The organism is Clostridium sp. AF34-10BH (assembly GCF_003478095.1).
In the GTDB taxonomy this organism is placed as follows: Bacteria; Bacillota; Clostridia; order Lachnospirales; family Lachnospiraceae; genus Acetatifactor; species Acetatifactor acetigignens.
On the sequence record NZ_QUEC01000007.1, the window covers coordinates 96,319 to 120,923 of the forward strand.

Annotated in this window: 16 protein-coding genes; all 16 read left to right on the top strand. The window is 48.0% G+C overall.

Features of this window, described 5'->3' with window-relative positions; genetic code table 11:
• Positions 1-16: 16 nt before the first annotated feature.
• Positions 17-589, top strand: coding sequence for a dTDP-4-dehydrorhamnose 3,5-epimerase (gene rfbC, locus DWZ61_RS07300; protein WP_117467090.1), 573 nt, complete (start codon positions 17-19; stop codon positions 587-589).
• Positions 576-1,568, top strand: coding sequence for an ABC transporter permease (locus DWZ61_RS07305; protein ID WP_118502331.1), 993 nt, complete (start codon positions 576-578; stop codon positions 1,566-1,568). Before rfbC ends, DWZ61_RS07305 begins: the two co-directional genes overlap by 14 nt.
• A gap of 151 nt (positions 1,569-1,719) precedes the next feature.
• Positions 1,720-3,246 carry a hypothetical protein gene (locus DWZ61_RS07310; RefSeq protein WP_118537926.1) on the top strand — a complete coding sequence of 509 codons (1,527 nt, stop codon included), beginning with the start codon at positions 1,720-1,722 and terminating at the stop codon, positions 3,244-3,246.
• Positions 3,247-3,251: 5 nt separating this feature from the next.
• Positions 3,252-4,592, top strand: coding sequence for an ABC transporter ATP-binding protein (locus DWZ61_RS07315; RefSeq protein WP_022313585.1), 1,341 nt, complete (start codon positions 3,252-3,254; stop codon positions 4,590-4,592).
• A gap of 3 nt (positions 4,593-4,595) precedes the next feature.
• Complete coding sequence (locus tag DWZ61_RS07320; protein WP_118537927.1) at positions 4,596-6,668, top strand: class I SAM-dependent methyltransferase; 2,073 nt, start codon at positions 4,596-4,598, stop codon at positions 6,666-6,668.
• Between the two features lie 13 nt (positions 6,669-6,681).
• The gene (locus DWZ61_RS07325) at positions 6,682-8,715 is read left to right on the top strand and encodes a glycosyltransferase (RefSeq protein ID WP_118537928.1); all 2,034 of its coding nucleotides are present in this window, start codon (positions 6,682-6,684) and stop codon (positions 8,713-8,715) included.
• A 51-nt stretch (positions 8,716-8,766) separates the two neighbouring features.
• The gene (locus tag DWZ61_RS07330; RefSeq protein ID WP_118537929.1) at positions 8,767-10,833 is read left to right on the top strand and encodes a glycosyltransferase family 2 protein; all 2,067 of its coding nucleotides are present in this window, start codon (positions 8,767-8,769) and stop codon (positions 10,831-10,833) included.
• 97 nt (positions 10,834-10,930) lie between these two features.
• Entirely contained in the window at positions 10,931-12,652 is a 1,722-nt protein-coding gene (locus tag DWZ61_RS07335; protein ID WP_117467082.1) for a phospho-sugar mutase, read from the top strand.
• A 149-nt stretch (positions 12,653-12,801) separates the two neighbouring features.
• Positions 12,802-14,226 (top strand): glycosyltransferase, encoded by a 1,425-nt coding sequence (locus DWZ61_RS07340; protein ID WP_182427027.1) that lies wholly within the window; start codon positions 12,802-12,804, stop codon positions 14,224-14,226.
• Positions 14,223-15,239: a glycosyltransferase family 2 protein gene (locus DWZ61_RS07345; protein WP_117467078.1), complete on the top strand. Its 1,017-nt coding sequence runs from the start codon at positions 14,223-14,225 to the stop codon at positions 15,237-15,239. Before DWZ61_RS07340 ends, DWZ61_RS07345 begins: the two co-directional genes overlap by 4 nt.
• 101 nt (positions 15,240-15,340) lie before the next feature.
• Positions 15,341-16,747, top strand: a complete 1,407-nt coding sequence (locus DWZ61_RS07350) for an undecaprenyl-phosphate glucose phosphotransferase (protein ID WP_022313596.1) — start codon at positions 15,341-15,343, stop codon at positions 16,745-16,747.
• A gap of 17 nt (positions 16,748-16,764) precedes the next feature.
• The gene (locus DWZ61_RS07355; RefSeq protein WP_117467074.1) at positions 16,765-17,976 is read left to right on the top strand and encodes an LCP family protein; all 1,212 of its coding nucleotides are present in this window, start codon (positions 16,765-16,767) and stop codon (positions 17,974-17,976) included.
• 178 nt (positions 17,977-18,154) lie between these two features.
• Complete coding sequence (locus tag DWZ61_RS07360) at positions 18,155-19,093, top strand: glycosyltransferase family 2 protein (RefSeq protein ID WP_117467071.1); 939 nt, start codon at positions 18,155-18,157, stop codon at positions 19,091-19,093.
• 2 nt (positions 19,094-19,095) lie between these two features.
• The gene (gene glmS / locus DWZ61_RS07365) at positions 19,096-20,922 is read left to right on the top strand and encodes a glutamine--fructose-6-phosphate transaminase (isomerizing) (protein WP_117467069.1); all 1,827 of its coding nucleotides are present in this window, start codon (positions 19,096-19,098) and stop codon (positions 20,920-20,922) included.
• A gap of 207 nt (positions 20,923-21,129) precedes the next feature.
• Positions 21,130-22,557, top strand: coding sequence for a trypsin-like peptidase domain-containing protein (locus DWZ61_RS07370; protein WP_118537931.1), 1,428 nt, complete (start codon positions 21,130-21,132; stop codon positions 22,555-22,557).
• A 397-nt stretch (positions 22,558-22,954) separates the two neighbouring features.
• A complete protein-coding gene (gene clpX / locus DWZ61_RS07375; protein WP_117467065.1) occupies positions 22,955-24,538 on the top strand; it encodes an ATP-dependent Clp protease ATP-binding subunit ClpX in 1,584 nt (527 codons plus the stop codon).
• Positions 24,539-24,605: the final 67 nt, after the last annotated feature.

The following is a 24,605-nucleotide window of genomic DNA, read 5'->3' on the forward strand; positions in this document are numbered from 1 at the left end:
AGTGAGGACGAAATAAATGGGTAAAATAACAGTAGAAACCTGTGAAATTGAAGGATTAAAGATCATTACTCCTACGGTATTCGGAGATGCCAGAGGATATTTTATGGAGACTTACAATTATAACGATTTCAAGGCTGCGGGAATTCCTGAGGTGTTCGTACAGGACAATCAGTCCGCTTCCAAGAAGGGTGTATTGCGTGGACTGCATTTCCAGAAACATTTTCCTCAGGACAAGCTGGTGCGCGTAATCCGCGGAGAAGTCTATGACGTGGCAGTGGATCTGCGGGAAGGTTCCAGGACTTTCGGCCAGTGGTACGGAGTGCTTTTGTCTGAAGAGAACAAGAAGCAGTTCTTTATCCCGAAGAATTTTGCACATGGTTTTCTGGTACTGTCGGATTATGCGGAATTCTGCTATAAATGTACGGATTTTTATCATCCCGATGATGAGGGCGGTATTGCCTACAATACACCGGATATCGGTGTAAAATGGCCGATTCCCGAAGGTATGGAACTGACGCTTTCCGAGAAGGATACCAAGTGGGGCACACTGGAACAGTACGTGAAGGAAAAAGAGAATGAAGGTAAGTAAGAAAACGGGTATTACCCTGTTTGTGACAGCGGCAGTGATCATGGCGGTGCTCATTGTATTCCATAAGAATCCGGGACCTGCGGCAGATCCGGGACAGGAACTGGCCAAGAAGATCATTTCCTGCGTAGTGATCGCGGCGGCATGCGCTGCTTTTATTCACTGGTATGATAAATTCACCGGACTGCCGGTGGAACTGTTCCAGAACCGTCATCTGATCTGGAAACTGGCCAAAAATGATTTCAAAAAAAGATATGCGGGATCTTATCTGGGTGCGGTATGGGCCATGGCGCAGCCGGTGGTCACGGTGGCTATGTATTACATTGTTTTTGATAAGATCATGGGTAATACGAGTACTCCCCTGCGGGAGGGTGTGGAAGTACCCTTCGTATTGTTCCTGACGGCGGGACTGGTGCCCTGGTTCTATTTCAGTGAGGCATTGAACAATGGGACAAATGCACTGCTGGAATATAATTATCTGGTGAAAAAGGTAGTATTCAAGATCAGTATCCTGCCTATCATCAAGATCATTGCAGCCACCTTTATTCATGTATTTTTTGTGTGTCTGTTGTTGATCGTGGCCGCTATCTACGGATATTATCCTACCATATATACTACACAGATCATTTATTATAGTTTCTGCCTGTTTGTTTTCGTACTGGCGCTAAGCTACACGACCTGTGCAGTAGTAGTTTTTTTCCGGGATCTGTCCCAGATCATCAGTATCGGATTGCAGATCGGCATGTGGGCCACTCCCATTCTGTGGAATCTGGATGCATTGTCCGGCAAATGGATCATGATCCTGAAGCTGAATCCGCTGGTGTATATTGTAAACGGTTATCGAAGCGCTATTTATGAGAAGGAATGGTTTTTCCAGGATTTCTTTTCCACCATGTATTTCTGGATCGTAACGGTAGTACTGTTCGGGTTGGGAGCCGTTATTTTCAAACGATTGAAGGTACATTTCGCAGACGTTCTATAATACGAATGATTGTTACGATTTCGAGAGTTCGAAGAACGGAGAAATCGTATTATAAAAAACAGAGCATAGCAAAACTTTTATAGATGAAGAACCTTGTGGGAGGAGCTGCATTACAAAACTGTTGTGGGGAAAACAGAAAGGGTGAAAGTAATTGAAGGGTGCTCGTGAAAAATTTAGAAAATTTTGGTTATGGAAGCCGGGAAAGATCCTGCTGGCCGTGGGATGCTGCGGACTACTGCTGTTGACGATGATTCCATTGTTTCGTCTGACAGTCTATGCGGTTCCGTATTATGATGATTACAATTTCGGAAGATTTGCCAGAGCTGCCATGGAGCAGGAACAGTCAAAATGGGCTGCCATTTCCGGTGCACTGGATTGCTCCAGAACGCAGTGGTATGCGTGGCAGGGAACCTATTCTTCTATTTTCTTTATGGCATTGATGCCAGCAATCTGGGGAGAACAGTATTATTTCCTCGGTCCAGTGTTCATCCTGCTTCTATTGCTGGCGGGTACCATGACATTTACCCATGTGATCCTGCGGAAAGTACTGGGCATGGAGAAGTGGACCGGCCTGGCAGCACAGGCAGTGATTACAGTGGCAGTCTTTATGTTTATTTATTCCGCACAGAGTGGCTTCTACTGGTATAACGGCGGAGTTCATTACGTGGGAATGCACGGCTTTGGATTGTTGATGTTGTCTGTGGCAATCTGCCTGGAGAGAGCAGAAGGAAGAACTGCTACCGGGCTGCTATTTACGGCCTCGGTACTGCTTTCCATGATCACGGCCGGAAGCAATTTTGTCACGGCATTGCAGGGACTCTTATCGCTGTTGACGATTCTGTTTATAAGTGTGGTAGTGGAACACCGGAAAAAGGGACTGTGGCTGTTGCCTGCTACGCTGGTATACATTATAGGATTTGGGCTGAATGTAGCGGCACCGGGCAATTCCGTGCGGGCCCGCAGCTATGTCGGCTGGGGATACAGTCCCCTGGAGTCCATCGGCAGATCTTTTCTGGAAGGAGTAAAACATCTTCCAGAGTTTACGGGATCTATTGTTCTTATGGTAATGGTGATGCTGTTACCCCTGATCTGGCAGGCACTTAAGGAGACGGAGTATCGTTTCCGGTATCCGGGAGTCGTACTTCTGTGGTCCTTCTGCCTGTATGCCACCGGTTACACCCCAAGCCTGTATTCCCTCGGACATGCCGGATTGTCCAGAACTCTGAATGCGGTGAAGATCACATATTTATTGCTGTTGTTCCTGAACGAAATATACTGGTGTGGCTGGCTGCAGCAAAGACTGCAGAAGAAGGCATCAGGCAGCGCGGCAAGATGGCTGGCGAACTGGAACGGAGCCGCAGTGTGGTGGTTTTATGCGATTATGGGTCTGGAATTTATCATGATCTTTCAGGTGTCACCCAATCAGGCAGGACATTATTCGGCTTATGGGGCCTATTACTATGTGCATACCGGAGAAGCGTATAATTTCCATCAGGAATATCTGGAACGGGTGGAGAAGCTATTGGGAGATGAGGATGATGTACAGCTGCAACCTTATCACTACAAGCCCTGGTTTTTGTGCATGGGAGACCTCTCGGAGGATGAAAATAACGAGGCCAACCGTTCTCTGGCCATATGGTATGACAAAGACAGTGTAACGCTGATAAGCGAGGATTAAAATTGATGCAGGAAAAGAAAAAGCTAGCCATTGAAGTCGATAATGTCCAGAAGATCTATAAACTATATGATAAGCCCTCAGATCGGATGAAGGAGGCTTTCGGCTTCGGAAAAAAGACGAAGCATAAGCTTCACTATGCCCTGAAGGGTGTGGACATGAAGATCTATCAGGGAGAAACGGTGGGTATTATCGGTACCAACGGTTCCGGTAAATCCACGATCCTGAAGATCATCACCGGTGTATTGAATCCCACTTCGGGAAGAGTGCTGGTAAATGGCCGTATTTCCGCTCTGCTGGAGCTGGGTGCCGGATTCAATATGGAATATAACGGCATTGAAAATGTGTATCTGAACGGGACGATGATGGGATTTTCCGAGAAGGAGATCGAGGCAAAGCTTCCGGAGATCTTAAGTTTTGCGGATATCGGAGATTACGTCTATCAGCCGGTGAAGACTTATTCCAGCGGTATGTTCGTCCGGCTGGCCTTTGCGGTGGCCATCAATATCGAGCCGGAGATCCTGATCGTGGATGAGGCTCTGAGTGTCGGTGACGTATTTTTCCAGGCAAAATGTTATCATAAATTCGAAGAATTCAAGAAGATGGGCAAGACCATTGTGTTCGTCAGTCATGATCTGAGCAGCATCAGCAAATATTGTGACCGTGTATATCTGCTGAATCAGGGAAATATCCTGGGCGAAGGCAGTCCCAAGGCTATGATCGACACCTACAAGAGGGTATTGGTGGGACAGTATGACGGCCCGGAGAGTGTGGGAGAAGAGACTGCCAGTCTGCTGGATGATGAAGACCTGCAGAGAGCAGCTGCCCAAAAAGCAGATGAGAAGGGGACCGATGCTTCCCAGGCTTCCATGGAGGCCAAGGGGCAGAATCCCAATGCCCTGGAATACGGTACGAAGCAGGCACAGATTGAGGAATTTTACATTACGGATGACAGAGGGGTTCCCACCAATGCGATACTGAAGGGCAGTATGTTTACCATCCATATGCGGGTTCGTTTTATGGATCATATTCCGGCCCCCATTTTTGCATTTTCTGTAAAAAACGTCATCGGTGTGGAGATCACCGGTACAAATACCATGATTGAAAAGGCTTTTCTGGACAGCGTGGAGCCGGGAGAGGTGAAAAATGTGACTTTTACCCAGAAGATGAACTTACAGGGTGGTGAGTATCTGCTGTCTCTGGGAGTGACCGGCTACAATCAGGATACCTTCGAGGTATATCACAGACTGTATGATGCCTTGAATATTACGGTGGTATCGGACAAGAACACCGTAGGATATTATGATATGGATTCCGAAACAAAAGTATGGGATGCGGAGGAGAAGTAAGGAATGACAGAGACCATCGGGAAGATCACACTGAATCTGGATAAATATCCCGGCGAGGATTATTATTGCGACGGCAGTGTGGAGGACGAGATCTTAGACATTGTAAAAAAATACAGTACGGTGGAATATGACAGGATCATTGCGGAGCGAAAGAGCTGGCCGATCCTGTATCATTTGTCTGCTCTCCGGGAAAATATCGTGGATTTCCTTCCCATACAGAAAACAGAGAAAGTGCTGGAAGTGGGCAGTGGATGCGGAGCCATCACGGGTGCACTGGCAAGAAAAGCCGAGGAAGTGACCTGTGTGGATCTCTCGAAGAAGCGCAGCCTGATCAACGCCTACCGCCACAGCGAATGTGAAAATGTGACGATCCATGTGGGCAATTTCACGGATGTGGAACCGGAACTTCCCGCAGACTATGACTATATCTGTCTGATCGGTGTTTTTGAGTACGGACAGGCTTACATAGGCGGCAAGACGCCTTACGAGGATTTCCTTAAGATCCTGCAGAAGCATCTGGCACCGGACGGCAGGATCGTGATTGCCATTGAGAACAAATACGGATTGAAATATTTTGCCGGATGCAAGGAAGATCATCTGGGCAGCTGGTTTTCCGGCATTGAAAATTATCCGGAGGGCGGTGTGGTACGCACGTTTTCCCGGAAAAAGCTAGAGCGCATTTTCGATGCCTGCGGTGTGAGAGAGCGCAGTTTTTATTATCCGTATCCCGATTATAAATTTATGACCACAGTCTATTCCGATGCTTATCTTCCAGGACGTGGAGAGCTGTCCAACAATCTGCGGAATTTTGACCGGGACAGAATGCTGTTGTTCGATGAGAAGAGTGCTTTTGACGGAATTGTGGAGGAAGGATTGTTTTCCGTTTTTTCCAATTCCTATATGGCGGTGATCGGAGCACCTCTGGATCTGAAATATGCCAGATATTCCAATGACCGTGCGGAAAGCTTCCGGATCCGCACCGAGATCCTGCGGGACAAGGAAGGCTGTAAGACGGTCCGAAAATATCCGCTGACAAAAGAAGCGGAAGCCCATGTGCGTCATATGCCGGAGGCTTATGAAAAATTGAAGGAACGGTATGCGGGAAGCAGTCTGGATGTCAATGTCTGCCATCTGGGAGAAGAGAACGGCATACCTTATGCGGAATTTGAGTTCGTGCCGGGCAGACCGCTGTCGGAACTGATGGACGAATGCCTGGACAGACAGGATGTGGAGGGATTTCACAACCTGTTCGCAGAATATCTGGAGAGAGTGGGCTACGGGGAGGATGTGCCGGTGGCAGACTTTGATCTGATCTTTGCCAATATTCTGGTGGATGGTGACCACTGGACACTGATTGATTATGAATGGACTTTTGACCGTCCCATAGAGACCAGAGCTCTGGCCTTCCGGGCTGTATACTGTTATGTACTGGAAGATGAAAGACGTAATGCACTGGAACTGGATCGTATTCTGGATCGTCTGGGCATCACGGAAAACGAAGCCAGACAGTACAGAGAGCAGGAGATGGAATTTCAGAAATATGTGACCGGACAGAAATTGTCCATGGGTGAGATCCGCAATCTCTTAGGCGGCGAAATTTATAAGCCCACGGAATGGATCGGACGGTTCCGTCAGACGGAGGGAGAACTCAGGGTACAGATCTATGAGGACAAGGGACAGGGATTTTCCGAAGAAAATTCTTATTTCCCGGAGAACGTCTATGCAGAGGAAAAACAGGCGGAATTTACGGTGAATTTCGATGGAAATGTCCATTATTTACGGCTGGATCCGGCCATGTGCGCCTGCGTGTGTAAAATCCGGGAGCTTACCATGAACGGACAGCCGGTTCCTGTGCAGGACAAAAAGATCGTTACCACCAATGGAAAAATCTTAAAGTCCGCAGACGGTGCGGAGCATCCCAGCGTGGTATTTCCCACGGAGGATCCGAATCTGACGATCCGGGTGGATGCATTGAACAGAAAGGCAGAGAACATCCTGACTGTGAAAATGGAGATCGTGCAGATTCCCCTTGCTGTGGCAAGTGACATGGCGGGAGCGGTGAAAAAATTTTTCTAAGGAGACAGGAAACTTGAGCATTCGGACGTCAGTAAAGCAGATGCTTGTCAGACAACAGGATAAAAAGTATGAAGCAGAACTGGCAAAGCTGCGGGTGACCTACGCGCAATGGGCTGTGGAGCAGGAAAAAAAGATTGCGGAAACAGTGGTCACAGAGATCGGGGAAAGAGCCGGTCTTGCGGAATTCGTGATCTACAGGCAGCAGAAAGGAGAGCTGGCGGAAAATGCTGTGGAGCGGATCAATGCGTATTTTGTGAAGCATCCGGAGGCAGAGATCGTCTATGGAGATGAAGATCTGCTGTCAGAGAACGGAGAGCGTATGATCCCATGGTTCAAGCCTTGCTGGGCTCCGGATACCTACCGGGCTTTCTTCTATGTGGGAAGCGTCGTGGCAGTGCGGAGCAGACTGTTGCAGAAACTGGGGGAGCCCGGGGCTGTGACAGAAGGAGAGAGCACCGGCAGGGAAATAGTATTTTCGAAAGCGGAAGAGATCCGTCCCCTGATGGACCGGCTGTTTCTGGTGGCCGGTGGATTTGAGAGAGGCTGTCATACCATTGGACATCTGGAAGAAGTGCTGTTTCACGGCACTTTTGGTACTGCGGGAATCGGACTGCAGGGACCGGCAGAAACCAGCCGGGAGAAAGCGGAAGATGAGCAGAACCCCTGGGAAGAGTACCGGACGGCAGCGGAATCCGCAAAACTGTCCGTGGAACTGGCGGCCAAAGCGGCAGAGGAAGCCAGAGAACTGTTCGCCGGAGAACTTAGGGTCTCTGTGATCATTCCTTCCAAAGATAATCCTTCCGTACTGGGAAAATGTCTGCGGTCGCTGACGCAACGCCCGGAGGGCAGTGTTCCGGTGGAAATCCTGCTGATAGATAACGGAAGTAACGAGGAAAACAGGAAAAAAACAGAACAGCTGGTGGAAGAAATCCGGACAGCCGGAACACCGATCCGGTATGTATATGAGCCTGCGGAGTTCAATTTTTCCACCATGTGTAATCGTGGCGCAGAACTGGCAGATGGCAAGCTGCTGCTGTTCTTAAATGATGATATTGAATTATGTGAGAATGACTGGCTGGATAAAATGGTGTCCAGAGCCTTGCAGCCTTATGTGGGCAGTGTGGGACTGAAACTTTATTATCCGGATTCCGTGAAGATCCAGCATGACGGCATTGTCAATCTGCCGGTGGGACCGGTGCATAAGCTACAGTTTATGGAGGATGACAGAAGCTACTATTTTGGACGGAACCGTTTTACACAGGATTGTGTGGCCGTGACGGGAGCCTGTCTCCTGATCCGGACAGAGGTGTTCCGGGAGGCCGGAGGATTCCGGGAAGTGTTGCGGGTAGCCTATAATGATGTGGAACTGGGCTTCCGGCTTCTGGAAATGGGATACTACAATGTGGTGTGGAACGACCGCTTTGCATATCACCATGAATCTCTCAGCCGGGGAAGCGATGAAAGTCCTGAGAAAATGCAGCGTCTGGTACAGGAGAGAGAACTGCTCTACCAGATGCATCCACAGTTCCGGGGAGAGGATCCTTTTTACCCGAAGGGGCTGAACCGGGAGGGACTGGACAGCCGTGTGGTTCCGGCATATCTGACAGATCGGAATGTTTTACAGGAGCCTTTCTGGAAAAGGGGACTTCCTGGCGGAGAGGAATTACAGAAGATCCGCAGGGATAACTGCCTGATGGCCAGAGTAGAGACAGCGGGACCGGAGCGGATCCAGGGATATAGTGTGATTCTGGGGGACGATAATGCCTGCTATGAAAAACATCTGTTGCTGATTCCCTGTGGGGAAACAGAAGGACAGGGTGTGTGGTCCATGCAGTTGATGCCTGCCTACCGACAGGAACTGGAGGAAAATCTTCCGGATCAGAAAAATGTGGCATTGGGCGGCTTTTGTGTCCTCAGAGAAGGAGAACAACTGCCGGCTGGAAACTATACGATCGCTGTTCTTGTGGTGAATCGTGTCAGCAAGCTGAAACTTTGGAATACTACGGGAAAATATCTGACCGTAGAGCTTCCGGCAGCAAAAGAATAAAACAGATGCATGATCTGCTAAAATGCGGTGAAAGCATCACGGAGGAGACATATGTCAGAGAGCAACACCGAGATCAATTATAAGGAAGCCTACGAGAGAGAGCATGAAAAATGTGCGGATCTGGCGGACAAGATCGTAGTACTGGAATCGGAGAAGGAAGATCTGCAGTTCAAACTGGACCGAATCAAGAAAAATAAATTCTGGAAGGCTACAGGACCTGCCAGGAGTGTGATCCATTTTGCCCAGAGACAGAAGGAACGGCTGTCTCATTGCGGTGGTCCCAAAGATATTCTGCGGAAGATCCGTAACAAGAGTCACCAGAAGAGCCTGATGGAATCCTACGGTACCGGAAGCTTTCCCGACGCGGAACAGAGGAAGAAAGAGGAAGAAACGGTATTCCCCTATATGCCGAAGATCAGTATTCTCGTGCCGTTGTGGAATAACAAGAGAGAGTTCCAGATACAGATGCTGGACTGCGTCATGAACCAGACCTATCAGAACTGGGAACTGTGTCTGGCGGACGGTTCCGATGCGGAACATGCTTACATCGAAGAACTCTGCAAGGAGTACGCGGCGAAATCAGATGGCCGTATTGTATATAAGCACCTGGACCATAACGGAGGTATTTCCTACAACACCAATGAGTGTTACAAGCTGGCCACCGGAGACTATATCGGACTGTTCGATCAGGATGACATTCTGCATCCTTCCGTATTGTATGCCTATGTCAAGGAAATCAATGAACAGGGTGCGGATTATCTGTACTGTGATGAGACCACCTTCCAGGAGGACAATATTAATAAAATGCTGACCATGCATTTTAAGCCGGATTATGCACCGGATAATCTGCGGGCCAACAATTATATCTGTCATTTCAGCGTCTTTTCCAGAAAACTTCTGGAAGGCGAGGAACTGTTCCGTACGGCTTTTGACGGTGCGCAGGACCACGATATGATCCTGCGTCTGACGGACAGAGCACAAAAGATCGTACATGTGCCCAGACTGATGTATTACTGGAGAAGCCATGCGGGCAGTACCGCCGCCAGTATTGACGCAAAGCCCTATGCCATCGAGGCGGCAAAGGGTGCCGTGGCGGATCATCTGAAAAAGCATGGATTCAAACATTTTCAGATCACCAGTACCAGAGCCTGTGCCACAATTTTCCGGATCCGCTATCAGATTCTGGGAGATCCGAAGATCTCCATCGTGATCGCCAACAAGGATCACGTGGAAGATCTGAAGAGATGTATTACTTCTATTCAGAAGAACAGCGCCTGGAGCAACTACGAGATCATCGTGGTGGAGAACAACAGCACCACACCGGAAATCCGGGATTACTATTCCCAGCTGCTGGGATTGTCCGGCAATGATTCCTACGCAGAGAGATGCAAGCTGCATACCGTCTGCGGTCATGACGGCGGGATTCTGCACAGCGAGGACGGCCGGATCTCTGTGGTGACCTATCATGGTGACTTTAATTATTCTGCTGTAAATAATCTGGGAGTATCCTATGCCACCGGAGATTATATCCTTTTGCTGAACAATGATACGGAAGTGATCACTGCCAACTGGATGGAAGAGATGCTGATGTATGCACAGCGGGAAGATGTGGGTGCCGTAGGTGCAAAGCTGTATTATGCGGACAAGACGATCCAGCATGCCGGTGTAGTCATCGGACTGGGGGCACATCGCACCGCAGGACATACCCATTATCGTATTCCGGTACAGAACCTCGGCTACATGGGACGCCTGTGTTATACCCAGGATGCCACGGCAGTGACCGGAGCATGTCTGTTGGTGAAAAAGAGTCTGTATGAGCAGGTGGGAGGACTGGACGAGAGCTTTGTGATCTCTCTGAATGACGTGGATTTCTGCCTGAAACTGCGCAAACTGGGACTGCTGAATGTATGGACCCCTTTTGCGGAACTGTATCATTATGAATCTATTTCCAGAGGTCTGGATGATCAGGGAGAGAAGGCGGAGCGTTACAACAAAGAATCCGAGCATTTCCGTGAAAAATGGAAGGCAGAGCTGGAAGCAGGAGACCCCTATTACAACCCGAATTTCTCTCTGGATCGCAGTGACTATGCGCTGAGAGATCCGGTTAGCGGACGTTAAATTGCTCTTTTCAGTAAAGGTAATCTATGGTAGAATAATGGCGGAGAGCGTTTACTGAAGAAAGATAAAGATAGCGATAAAACAGGAGGATAGGAAAATGAGTTATATGGACGAACTGAATTTCTGGTTGAATGATGATTATTTTGACCAGAAGACCAAGGATGAACTTCTGGCAATCCGCAACAACGAGGCAGAAGTGGAAGATCGTTTTTACAAGGAACTGGAATTCGGTACCGGCGGTTTACGTGGCGTGATCGGTGCAGGAACCAACCGCATGAACGTATATACCGTTCGTAAGGCAACTCAGGGTCTTGCTAATTATATCATTAAGCGCGGCACCCAGAGCAAGGGTGTGGCTATCGCATTTGACTCCCGCCGCATGTCTCCCGAGTTTTCCGATGAGGCAGCAAGATGTCTGGCAGCCAATGGCATCAAGGCATACATTTTTGAATCTTTAAGACCTACCCCGGAACTGTCCTTTGCCCTTCGTACGCTGGGATGTACCGCAGGTATCGTAGTGACCGCAAGCCACAACCCTCCTGAGTACAACGGCTACAAAGTATACTGGGAGGACGGCGCACAGGTAACCGCTCCTATTGATAAGGACATCATCACCGAAGTACAGGCCATCAAGGATTATCATACCGTGAAGACCATGAGCAGAGAAGATGCGGAAAAAGCAGGCCTCTATCAGGTGATCGGTAAAGAGATCGATGACAAGTACATGGCTGAGCTGAAGAAGCAGATCATTCATCCCGATGTTATTCAGGAAATGGCTGATGACATCAAGATCGTATATACTCCGTTATGCGGTACCGGTAACAAGCCGGTAAGACGTATCCTGTCCGAGCTGGGATTTAAGCACGTCTATGTAGTTCCCGAACAGGAGAATCCGGATCCAAACTTCACCACACTGGATTACCCGAACCCTGAGGATCCCAAGGCATTTACATACGCACTGCGTCTGGCCAAGGAGAAGGATGCGGACATCGTTCTGGCAACCGATCCCGATGCAGACCGTCTGGGTGTGTATGCCAAGGATACCAAGACCGGCGAGTATGTGGCATTTACCGGTAACATGTCCGGTATGCTGATCGCAGAATATATCCTGAGAGAGAAGACTGCTACCGGCGCTATGCCCGAGAATCCAGCACTGGTAACCACCATCGTTACCACCAATATGACCAAGCCCATCACCGAAGCTTATGGTGTAAAGCTGATCGAAGTACTGACCGGCTTCAAGTTCATCGGTGAGCAGATCAAGTTCTTCGAGCAGACCGGCAGCAACAATTATGTATTCGGTCTGGAAGAGAGCTACGGCTGTCTGGCAGGTACTCATGCAAGAGATAAGGATGCAGTTGTAGCAGTTATGTGTCTGTGTGAAGTGGCGGCTTACTGCAAGAAGCACAACATGACTCTGTGGGATATGATGGTATCCATGTATGAGAAATACGGTTACTTCAAGGAGACCCAGTACACCATTACCATGAAGGGTATCGACGGTGCAAGACAGATCGCCGAGATCATGGATAAGCTTCGTAAGAATCCGCCCAAGGCATTCGGTGACCTGAAAGTGGAGAAATTCCGTGACTATCTGAACGATGTAGTCATCGACATGGAGAGCGGCGAGAAGACTACTACCGGACTTCCCAAGTCTAATGTCCTGTATTTTGAACTTCCCGACAATGCATGGTGCTGCGCCCGTCCTTCCGGAACCGAGCCCAAGATCAAGTTCTACATGGGTGTTAAAGGTAACAGCATAGAGGATGCACAGGCCAAGGTAGAGAAGCTGACCGAGGATGTAAAGGCTGTACTGTAACCACCATGAGCAAATAGCATGCAAGTATGTTATTCAGGAAAGCTCTGGAAGAGCGATTTTGCGAATGGGGTTCTGAATAGTTAATGTTATTTTTAAGAGCGAATCGCCCGGGAAGGGCGATTTGCTCTTTTATAAAAGTGGAGGTATCCGTGGCAAAGCTGAACATAGCAAACCTTAAGAAAACTCTATATTATTTGCAACGCAACGGCCTGAGGGAAACCTGGATCTCTGTAAGGGAACGCCTGACAGAGACAGACCGCTATTTTTATGTGCCCTGTCCGGAAGAGGAACTGGAAAGGCAAAGTTGCAGAAAATGGGATAATCCGGTTACACTCAGCATTGTGGTGCCGTTGTACCGCACCCCGGAAATCTATCTGAACAGAATGATAACAAGCGTTATGCAACAGAGCTATCCTCACTGGGAACTGATTCTGGCGGATGCCACAGAGGATCACAGTGTGGAGGAGACGTTGACAAATCAGGGATTCCTGACAGAACGGCTCCTGGAAAATGCGGAAACTATTGCAGCGGATGCAAGGATCCACTATATACACCTTACGGAAAATGCCGGAATTGCGGCGAATACCAATCAGGCATTACCCTATGCAAGGGGAGAATATATCGGCCTGCTGGATCATGATGATGTATTGACACCGGATGCTCTGTATGAGATGGCAGATGCTATTACCAAAGCAAATGACAGAGGTGTCAGAGTCGCATTCGCTTATTCGGATGAAGACAAATGCAACGGGGATGAGACAAAATATTACGATCCCAACCATAAAGAAGACTTTAATTACGATTTAATCCTGAGTAATAACTATATCTGCCATTTTCTGGTGATGGATGCAGATCTGATGAAGAAACTTGCCTTCCGGCCAGAATGCGACGGTGCCCAGGACTATGATCTGGTGCTGCGGGCAGTGTCAGAGGTGCTGGCTGCAGATGGCCGCTCCGGGGAGGAGAGAATTCTTCATATTCCCAGAGTGCTGTATCACTGGAGATGCCATGAAGCATCTACAGCAGCCAATCCCCACAGCAAGAAATATGCTTACGAAGCGGGGCTGCGTGCACTGCAGGATCATGCGGCAGAACGTGGGATCCCGGCAAAGGCAGAGGAGACCAGACATGTAGGATTTTATCGGTTACAATATACAGAGGTATTACAGGAGAGACCGGATGTGGCTGCCGTAGGTGGCAGAGTGCTGTCTGGGAAAAACCGCGGCAGGATCGCCGGCGGCAGAATGACTGCGGACGGAAAGGTGTTCTACGAGGGACTGCCGAAGGACTTTGGCGGTTATCTTCACCGGGCGGAGCTGTCCCAGGATGCAGAAGCGTTAGACCTTCGGTGCATCAGGATCCGGTCAGCTGACAGGGAATTGTTTGAAAAAATCGTGGGAGTGCCTTATACGGAAGTAGTAAGAGGTCCGGAACAACAGCCGGTATTTGACAGCTCCACACTGCCTGCCGGGGCAGATATCCGGCTTTTAAGTCTGCAATTATCGGACGCATTACGAAAACGGGGAAGACTGCTGTATCTGCCGGAGTATCCGGAGAAATGGGAGAGACTATGAAGGAAGTAACCGTCGTTATACCCAATTACAACGGAATGAAATATTTACCGGAATGCATGGCCTCCCTGTGTCAGGGACAGGAAAATGCACCGGAATATGAAGTGCTGATCATAGACAATGGTTCTGCTGACGGGAGCGTGGAATATCTGGACAGCGAATGGTGTCGCAAAAAAGAGGCACCGGCAGAAGAGGGGGGAAAACCGCAGGTGCGTCTGATCGCCCTGCCGGAGAACACCGGCTTCTGTCATGCGGTGAATCTGGGAATCCGGGAGGCACGAAGCTCCTATGTGATCCTGTTGAACAACGATACCAGAGTAGAAGCTGGATTTGTGAAAGGACTGTATGATGCCATTCGGAAGGATGAAAAGATATTTTCCGTCAGCGCCAAAATGCTTATGTGGGATAAGCCAGAGCTGCTGGATGATGCGGGAGACCGCTACTGCGTTCTGGGATGGGCATATTCCCGGGGAAAAGGCCGGCCTGCTGTGGATTATGACAAGAATGTCAGCATATTCTCAGCCTGTGGCGGAGCGGCAATTTACAGACGTCAGGTATTTGAGGAGATCGGCTATTTTGACGAGGCGCATTTTGCTTATCTGGAAGATCTTGATATCGGTTACCGTGCCCGGATCTACGGCTATGAGAACCGGTACGAGCCGACGGCATCCGTTCTGCATTACGGCAGTGCTTCTACGGGATCCCGCTACAATTCCCGGAAAACGGAACTTTCTTCTTCCAATAATATCTATGTCATCGGCAAAAATATGCCGCTACTACAGTGGATCCTGAATCTGCCGTTCTTTTTGCTTGGATTTGGCATAAAATTTCTGTTTTTTTGTAAGAAGAGAATGGGAAAACTATATTTAAAGGGATTGGCCGAAGGGTGGAAACGTACCGTGGGTCCTGTGGGAAAGCAGGCAAAGGTGCACTTTCAATGGAGCCATCTATGGAATTATGTGAAGATTCAGTGGCAATTATACCTGAATGTTTTTCGAATTCTTATGAAATCTTAAGAAATTGCTTCATAAATTCTTAAGTTGAGAAAAAACCACCGTTATTGTAGAATGAAATCGTTGAAAAGAAGCTTTTCGGACTTAAAGATTGGGTGACCCGTATGATAAAAGACAACCAGAAAGTCTTTAACAGGCTTCTTGTGATAATAGATGCGCTGATCACAGCAGTATCTTTTGTCCTTGCCTATTATATCAAATTTTATATCTTAAATGACGGTCCGGGGATCGGTGTCCTGCCGGTGCAGGATTATTATATGCTGCTTCCCTTTATTGTACCCGGTTATATGTTCCTGTATTACCGGTGCAGTGTGTATTCCCCTAAGCGTACGGTTCGCCGCAGACATGAGATATACAGTATCCTGCAGGCGAATACCATTGGCCTGGCGGCTTTGATCATTATTTTGTATATGATCATCCGTGAGATCAATTTTTCACGATCCGTCATGGCAATTTTTTATGTCCTGAATGTTTTTCTGACTTCCGTATTCCGTATCATCATGCGCAAGGCATTGCGTTCCATACGGAAAAAGGGGTACAACCTGAAGCACATTTTGCTGGTAGGTTATTCCCGGGCGGCGGAGGAATATATTGACAGAATCCTCAGCAATCCCCAATGGGGATATGTAGTGTGTGGTATTCTGGATGAGCACATCCCGGGCGGCACGACCTATAAGGGAGTGAAAGTACTGGGAACGCTTGGTAATCTGGAATACATCCTTCCGGAGAACAAGCTGGATGAAATCGCGATCACACTTTCCCTGAAGGATTATGATTATCTGGAAGGTGTGGTGGATATCTGTGAGAAATCCGGGGTGCACACCAAATTCATTCCGGATTACAGCAGTCTGATCCCCAGCAGACCATATACGGAGGATCTGATGGGATTACCGGTGATCAATATCCGGTATGTACCGCTGACGAACACAGGCAATATGGTGATCAAGCGGGCAATGGATATCGTTGGTTCCATTTTCGGTATCATTATTACCTCACCGATCATGCTCATATCAGCAATTCTGGTAAAGCTGTCAAGCCCGGGACCGGTGATCTTTAAGCAGGAACGGGTAGGACTTCATAATAAGCCGTTTTATATGTACAAATTCCGCAGCATGGCAATGCAGACGGCGGCGGAAGAGAAAAAGGGATGGACGGTACGCAATGACCCCAGAGTCACCGGTATCGGTAAGGTTCTCAGACGTACCAGTATCGATGAACTTCCCCAGCTGTTCAATATCTTAAAAGGAGATATGAGTCTGGTCGGTCCCAGACCGGAAAGACCGCAGTTTGTGGAAAAGTTCAAGGAAGAGATTCCCCGTTACATGGTAAAACATCAGGTACGGCCGGGACTGACCGGATGGGCACAGGTGAATGGCTTGCGCGGTGATTCCTCCATCAAGAAGAGAATCGAATATGATATTTACTATATTGAGAACTGGACCATTGGATTTGATATCAAGATCATTCTTATGACGTTCTTTACAGGATTTATCAATAAAAATGCTTATTAGTACAAGGAGAAGACAAGATGGCAACAAATTCTAACAACAATGGCGGCAATAGTCAGAGACCTGCCGGAAGCGGAAGAAAACCTTCCGGAAGCGCACAGAGACCTACAGGACAGAGACCTGCCGGCAGTGGACAGAGAACCGGAGCTGCGAACGGACAGAAGAGAATGTCTGCCAAACAGCGTGCAGCCAGGAAGAGAAGAAAGGTTATCATCTTTGGCGTAGAGATCGTAGTGATCCTGTTCATGGTAGCAGTATTGTATCTGGTAATGACTCATACCAGCAATGAGGGCCCCAAGGTAACCGTTCTGGAGACAGAAGAACTTCAGATTCCCGAAGAGGTGCAGCAGGATGAAACTATGAAGGGCTATATGAACATTGCCCTGTTCGGTGTGGATGCCACCAAGGAAAGCCAGCTGTACAAGGGCAGCCGAAGCGATAGTATCATGATCGCCAGCATCAACATGGATACCGGTGATATCAAACTGGTCAGCGTATATCGTGATACGTACCTGAATATCGGTACGGATTCCTACCAGAAATGTAATTCCGCTTATTCCTATGGCGGAGCAGAGCAGGCGGTTAAGATGCTGAACATGAATCTGGATATGGATATTACGAACTTTGTGACCGTAGGCTATAAAGGACTGAGCGAAGTGATCGACGGTCTGGGCGGTGTCTATATTGATGTGGACTCTGAGGAGATCAAGCATATCAACAACTATCAGATCGGTATTGCAGAAGTTTTGAAATGCGATTATACACCGGTAACTGAGACCGGTATGCAGCTGTTGAATGGTCTGCAGGCTACTGCTTACTGCCGTATCCGTTATACCGCTGGTAACGACTTTAAGCGTGCTGCCCGTCAGCGTGAAGTCATTCAGGCAATCGAAGATCAGGCAAAGAAAGCAGATTATGCAACATTGTCCAAGGTATTCAACAGTGTCATCGACGATATTTACACCAGTCTGGATTCCAAGGACATCCTGGATCTGCTGAGCAATATTTCAAATTATCGCATAGTGGACGAAGGAGGTTTCCCCGAAGAGACCATGCGTGACACCGGCAATATCGGTGCAAAGGGAAGCTGTGTTATTCCGGTAAATCTCGAAAGCAATGTAGTATGGCTGCATCAGTTCCTGTTTGATGATGCCAGCTATTCCGTAACCAGCAACGTGAAGGAATACAGCAATAAGATTGAATCTGACACATCACCTTATCTGAATAAGTAAGAAACAGTGTATAGAGTAAAGCAACAGGAATACAAGGGAGTCTTCCGGAATCTGCCGGGGCTCCCTTGTGCATTACCCAGAAGGTTATAAGCCTTTTGGACAGTAGGAAAAGGCTTGTGCCGCAATAAGAGTTAAAGTATAATGAACCAGAGATTGGAAAAGTGAGGAGCGCTCTGACATGGAGATAGATGTGATCATTCCCCTGTATAAGCCGGGAAAAGAATTATTTACATTATTGGATAAACTGGGCAGTCAGAGCGTACCGGTACATCAGGTGATTCTTCTGAATACGGAAGAAAAATATTTTGATCAGCTGATCTACGGAATCAGATTTCTGGAAACCTATCAGAATATCAAGGTATACCATGTATCCAAAAGAGAGTTCGATCATGGCGGTACGAGACGGATGGGAGTAAAAAAGTCTTCTGCGGATGTCTTCGTGATGATGACACAGGATGCCATGCCGAAAGATGACAGGCTGATCGAAAAACTGGTGGAACCCCTGCAGGGGGAAGTGGCGGTGGCCTATGCGAGACAGCTGCCCAGAGAGGATTCGACACCGGTGGAGAGCTATACCAGAGAATTTAACTATCCGGCAAAGTCCCGGATCAAATCGGCAGCAGACCTGGACAGCCTGGGGATCAAGACCTTTTTCTGCTCCAATGTCTGTGCGGCCTATCGCCGGGAGATCTATGAGGAACTGGGCGGGTTCGTCAGACATACGATATTTAATGAAGATATGATCTATGCGGCAAAGGCGGTGGAAGCAGGATACTCTGTGGCTTATGCGGCGGATGCGCAGGTGGTGCATTCTCATAATTATACCAACGGGCAGCAGTTCCACAGAAACTTTGACCTGGGAGTATCGCAGGCAGAGCATCCCGAGATTTTTGCAGCATATCCTTCGGAGTCCGAGGGAAAACGAATGGTGAAAGATGTGACGGTATATTTGCGCAGCAACCATATGTCTGCCGGATTGCCCCATTTTTATATGCAATGCGCCTGTAAATATGCAGGTTATTTACTGGGAAAGAACTATCGCAGGCTCCCGAAAAAATGGGTACTTGCTTTTACTTCCAACAAGGAATACTGGAAACAGAACAGAAAGGATGTATGACTATGTGTGGTATTGTAGGTTATATTGGAACAGAACAGGCAGCGCCGATCATTCTGGACGGTCTGTCCAAGCTGGAATACCGTGGATATGATTCCGCAGGTATGGCGATTTTTGACGGTGAGAAGATCAACACCAGAAAAGCAGTGGGAAGACTTAAGGTTCTGGAGAACCTGACCCACGGCGGAGAGAATATGAAAGGAACCTCCGGTATCGGACATACCCGTTGGGCAACTCACGGAGCTCCCAGCGATATCAATTCCCATCCGCATATGAACAATGCGGGAACCATTGCCGTGGTACACAACGGCATTATCGAGAACTATATTCCCCTGAAGAAAAAGATGCAGGATAAGGGGTATCAGTTCGTATCCGAGACTGATACCGAGGTATTGGCACATCTGTTAGACTATTATTACAAGGGAAATCCTCTGGAAGCCATCACGAAGGTGCTTCATCGTGTGGAAGGCTCTTATGCGCTGGGAATCATGTTTGCAGATCAGCCGGATAAGATTTTTGCAGCCCGCAAGGACAGCCCGCTGATCGTGGGAAAGAGCGACAACGGCAGCTTTATCGCTTCCGATGTTCCTGCGATATTGAAATATACCAGAACCGTATATTATGTAGACAATCAGGAAGTTGTGGAATTACAGCAGGGTAGTCTGCGTTTCTTCTCCGTGGATGAGGAAGAGATCGAGAAGCAGCCGGTGACCATTGACTGGGATGCCAATGCGGCAGAAAAGGCTGGATATGAGCACTTCATGCTGAAAGAGATCTATGAGCAGCCGAAGACCATCAACGATACCATCTCTCCGAGAATCAAGGATAATGATATTGTGATCGAAGAGCTGAACATGAGTGATGAAGAGATCAAAGAGATCACGAAGATCCATATTGTGGCCTGCGGCTCCGCATATCATACCGGAGTTACCGCAAAATATGTGATCGAGGGTCTGGCAAGAATCCCGGTAGAAGTGGATGTGGCCAGTGAATTCCGTTATCGTGATCCGATTCTTCAGAAGGGTAATATGGTCATTGTCATCAGCCAGTCCGGTGAGACGGCAGATACTCTGGCAGCACTGAGAGAGTCCAGGGAAAGGGGCTTCAAGGTACTGGGCATTGTCAATGTGGTGGGAAGCTCCATTGCCAGAGAGGCAGACAGTGTTATGTATACCTGGGCAGGTCCCGAGATCGCAGTGGCTACCACCAAGGCTTACAGTGCACAGCTAACTGCACTTTACATGCTGGCTATGAAATTCGCCAGGGTACGTGGTACTATTGATCAGGAGAAGTTCGCCGGTATGCTGACAGATTTAAGATGCCTGCCGGATCAGATCGAACTGCTTCTGGGACAGAAGGAGAAGATTCAGCATTTTGCCAATCGTTACGTGGGAGCAAGAGATATTTTCTTCATCGGACGCGGTATTGACTATGCAATCTCGCTGGAAGGATCCCTGAAACTGAAAGAGATTTCCTATATTCATTCTGAGGCTTATGCAGCCGGAGAACTGAAACATGGTACGATTTCTCTGATCGAAGATGGTACGCTGGTAGTGGCTTTGGCAACCCAGCCGGATCTGTTCCAGAAGACCATCAGTAATATGGTAGAAGTAAAAGCAAGAGGAGCCTTTGTTATGGCAGTCACCATTGAAGGCAACAAGGCCATTGAGAAAGCGGCGGATTATGTAATATACATCCCCGAGACCAATCCGTACTTTACCAATTCTCTGGCAATCATTCCTTTGCAGTTGTTCTCCTACTATGTGGCAGTGGGACGCGGCTGTGACGTGGATAAACCCAGAAACCTGGCAAAATCCGTTACTGTTGAGTAGAGTGTAATAACTTACCCATAGAGAGACTGAGGACTGCTTGCAGGCAGAACAGACTCTCTGTTTTTTCAGGATTCATAATTGCTTCAGAAAGTTATCACAATTCGGACACAATTGACGGATATACTGTGTTCATAAGGTGAGAGGAAGAAATGAAACAGGTAATGGTAAAAAGAGTTTCTCACTTGCAACAGGATAGGAGGAAGCAATATGTACGAGAATGATAATTTTTCCGGTTACGGAACCGGCAATGAAAATACAACCGGTACATTCAGTGGAGCAGATCTGAATGAGACAAGAACAGAAAACAGTTATGGCTATGAAAATCATAGTACTACCCAGAGTGCAGCAGGAAGCACGAATGGTTACACCACATATCAGATGGGCGGAACCACAGGCAGCAACAATACGGAGCCTAAGAAAACCCAAAAACATGGCGGTTACTTCCGGAAGGCAATGGTAAGTGTCAGCCTGGGATTGTTCTTTGGACTGTTCGCAGGAATCGGTTTCTATGCAGTACAGCAGGGAACCGGGATGTTTACTACCAGCACAGATACCGCAGTGGTAGATAAGATCGCTTCTGAGGCAACGACAGAAAGTACCCAGAGTGCACAGCTGGCTACCAATGTTACTTATGTAGAATCCGATGTATCCAATGTGGTAGAAAAAGTAATGCCTGCCATGGTATCCATCGTAAATAACTTTACCGAGACAGCCAATGTCTTCGGACAGCAGTATACACAGGAAGAAGCAGCCAGCGGTTCCGGTATCATTGTAGGTAAGACCGATGATGAACTGCTGATCGTATCCAATAATCATGTAGTAGAGAGTGCAGATACTCTGACCGTTACTTTTATCGATGGCAGTGAAGCACAGGCACAGGTCAAAGGACTGGATTCCGATATGGATCTGGCAGTGATCGCAGTATCTTTAAATGATCTGAGTGATGATACCAAGAATGCTATTACAGTAGCAACACTTGGCAGCAGTGATGATCTGAAGCTTGGTGAGCCGGTCATCGCTATCGGTAATGCCCTTGGCTATGGTCAGTCTGTTACCAACGGTATTGTAAGTGCCCTGAATCGTGAGATCACTCTGGAGAACGGCTCTACCGGTACTTTCATCCAGACCAACGCAGCCATCAACCCCGGTAACTCCGGCGGTGCACTGCTGAACATGAATGGTGAGGTTATCGGTATCAACTCCAACAAGATCGGTGGTACTGCCGTAGAAGGTATGGGATATGCTATCCCGATTACTTCGGCAAGTCCTATCATTGCAGATCTGATGGAGCGTCAGACCAGAACCAAGGTAGCTGAGGATGAAGTCGGTTACATCGGCATCTCCCTGCGGGAAGTAACTTCCCAGATCTCCCAGATGTACAACATGCCGGAAGGTATCTATGTAGTATCTGTAGAGGAAGGCAGCGCAGCAGCCAATGCCGGTATCATGAAAGGTGATATCATTACCAAATTTGACGGCAGCAGTATCTCTTCTTACTCTGATCTGCAGAAAACGTTACAGTATTATGCGGTCGGTGATTCCGTAACCGTAACGGTACAGAGACCTCAGAACGGTGAATATGTATCCATCGAGCTGAATCTGACACTTGGCAGCAGACCTGCAAGCCAGAAATAAAGAAATAACAGGTAAATAAAAGGAAATGGAAAGAGACCCGGGCGAGACATATGGTTTTGCCCGGGTCTTGTAATATTTACCAAAATATGAATAGTTATAAATGGTTTAGAAAAACTTAACTTGTGCCCCGCTACTTCATTGAGTATAATAAGCGTAGGCAATGAGAAGTGTCAGACACGGGTATTATGCAATATGACTGCTTGCAGGCATTATTGCGTAATGGCCGGGGATGATAGGGCGAAGCCCGGATATCGAGGGAACACGAAGTGTTGCCGAGATACACTGCGAAGATGCTTTGGAGCCGGGGATGATAGGGCGAAGCCCGGATATCGAGGGAACACGAAGTGTTACCGAGATACACTGCGGAATAGTGGTAGGAAACAAAGAGGAGAATAACATGACAGATAATTATAATGATGATTATAGAGAAGTGATCCCTGAGGAGGAAAAAACAGAGACCAATGTGAGTGAAACTCAGGATAACGAAAAAAATAATGGAAACACACAGGTGGCGGATACTGCAAAAGAAAATTCCACCGAAAAAAAGTCAGAGGACAAAAAGGACAGCAGCGAATACGAAGATGTCTGCTTTATCTGCCGCAGACCGGAGAGCAAAGCCGGCAGAATGTTCAAGCTGCCCAACCATATCTGCATCTGCGATGATTGCATGCACAAGACCATGGAGACTGTGAGCCAGTTCGATTATCAGGGAATGTTGAACAATCCCAATGATTTCAACCAGTTTAACGGACAGAACGGATTCCCCAACATCAGTTTTGTGAATCTGGCGGATCTTCAGGGAGACGGCGGTATTCCCAACAAGCAGAAACTCAAGAAGAAAAAGAAGGCGGAAGGTCCCAAACCGGTATTCAATATCAAGGACATTCCGGCACCTCATAAGATCAAGGCCAGTCTGGATGAATACGTGGTAGGACAGGAAAAAGCCAAGAAGGTCATCTCCGTAGCAGTATACAACCATTACAAGAGAGTGGCCACTGACACTATGGATGAGATTGAGATCGAAAAGTCCAACATCCTCATGATCGGCCCCACCGGTTCCGGTAAGACCTATCTGGTAAAGACACTGGCAAAACTTCTGGATGTGCCTCTGGCTATTGCTGATGCCACCTCTCTGACTGAGGCCGGTTATATCGGTGATGATATCGAGAGCGTGGTATCCAAATTGCTGGCAGCGGCGGGCAATGACGTAGAAAAGGCGGAAAAAGGTATCATCTTCATCGATGAGATTGACAAGATCGCCAAGAAGAAAAACACCAACTCCCGGGATGTCAGCGGAGAGAGTGTACAGCAGGGTATGTTGAAGCTTCTGGAAGGTGCGGAAGTGGAGGTGCCGGTAGGTGCCAACAGCAAAAATGCCATGGTACCTCTGGCAACGGTGAACACCCGCAATATCCTGTTTATCTGCGGTGGTGCGTTCCCGGATCTGGACGAGATCATCAAGGAGCGCCTGACCAAGACCGCATCCATCGGTTTCAACTCGGAACTGAAGGATAAATACGATAAAGATACCGATATTTTATCCAAGGTGACTGTGGAGGATATCCGCAAGTTTGGTATGATTCCGGAATTTATCGGTCGTCTGCCGATCATTTGTACTTTACAGGGATTGTCAAAGGATATGCTGGTGAAGATCCTGAAAGAGCCGAAGAATGCGATTCTTAAGCAGTACCAGAAGCTGTTGGAGCTGGATGAGGTAAAACTGGAGTTCACAGACGATGCCCTGGATGCCATTGCCGAGAAGGCAATGAAGCGCGATACCGGTGCCAGAGCCCTGCGCTCCATCATCGAGGACTTCATGCTGGATATCATGTATGAGATCCCGAAGGATGATAACATCGGAAGGGTTACCATTACCAGAGAGTACATTGAAGGAACCGGCGGTCCCATCATTGACATCCGCAGCAATGAAATTCTGGAACAGGTGGAGAACCTGAAGCAGATTCCGGTGGAAGAGAAATAAATTGAGAGTTAGTGAAATACATTGGCAAAATCCACGAACTCCCGGAGCATGCGATACACATGTCTCG

What these genes read in the sequence shown, in the direction of transcription:
- DWZ61_RS07320 (WP_118537927.1), top strand. Translation starts at nt 4,596, where the DNA reads ATGACAGAGACCATCGGGAAGATCACACTGAATCTGGATAAATATCCC.
- DWZ61_RS07370 (WP_118537931.1), top strand. Translation starts at nt 21,130, where the DNA reads ATGTACGAGAATGATAATTTTTCCGGTTACGGAACCGGCAATGAAAAT.
- DWZ61_RS07330 (WP_118537929.1), top strand. Translation starts at nt 8,767, where the DNA reads ATGTCAGAGAGCAACACCGAGATCAATTATAAGGAAGCCTACGAGAGA.
- glmS (WP_117467069.1), top strand. Translation starts at nt 19,096, where the DNA reads ATGTGTGGTATTGTAGGTTATATTGGAACAGAACAGGCAGCGCCGATC.
- DWZ61_RS07355 (WP_117467074.1), top strand. Translation starts at nt 16,765, where the DNA reads ATGGCAACAAATTCTAACAACAATGGCGGCAATAGTCAGAGACCTGCC.
- rfbC (WP_117467090.1), top strand. Translation starts at nt 17, where the DNA reads ATGGGTAAAATAACAGTAGAAACCTGTGAAATTGAAGGATTAAAGATC.
- DWZ61_RS07315 (WP_022313585.1), top strand. Translation starts at nt 3,252, where the DNA reads ATGCAGGAAAAGAAAAAGCTAGCCATTGAAGTCGATAATGTCCAGAAG.
- DWZ61_RS07305 (WP_118502331.1), top strand. Translation starts at nt 576, where the DNA reads ATGAAGGTAAGTAAGAAAACGGGTATTACCCTGTTTGTGACAGCGGCA.
- DWZ61_RS07360 (WP_117467071.1), top strand. Translation starts at nt 18,155, where the DNA reads ATGGAGATAGATGTGATCATTCCCCTGTATAAGCCGGGAAAAGAATTA.
- DWZ61_RS07350 (WP_022313596.1), top strand. Translation starts at nt 15,341, where the DNA reads ATGATAAAAGACAACCAGAAAGTCTTTAACAGGCTTCTTGTGATAATA.
- DWZ61_RS07335 (WP_117467082.1), top strand. Translation starts at nt 10,931, where the DNA reads ATGAGTTATATGGACGAACTGAATTTCTGGTTGAATGATGATTATTTT.
- clpX (WP_117467065.1), top strand. Translation starts at nt 22,955, where the DNA reads ATGACAGATAATTATAATGATGATTATAGAGAAGTGATCCCTGAGGAG.
- DWZ61_RS07345 (WP_117467078.1), top strand. Translation starts at nt 14,223, where the DNA reads ATGAAGGAAGTAACCGTCGTTATACCCAATTACAACGGAATGAAATAT.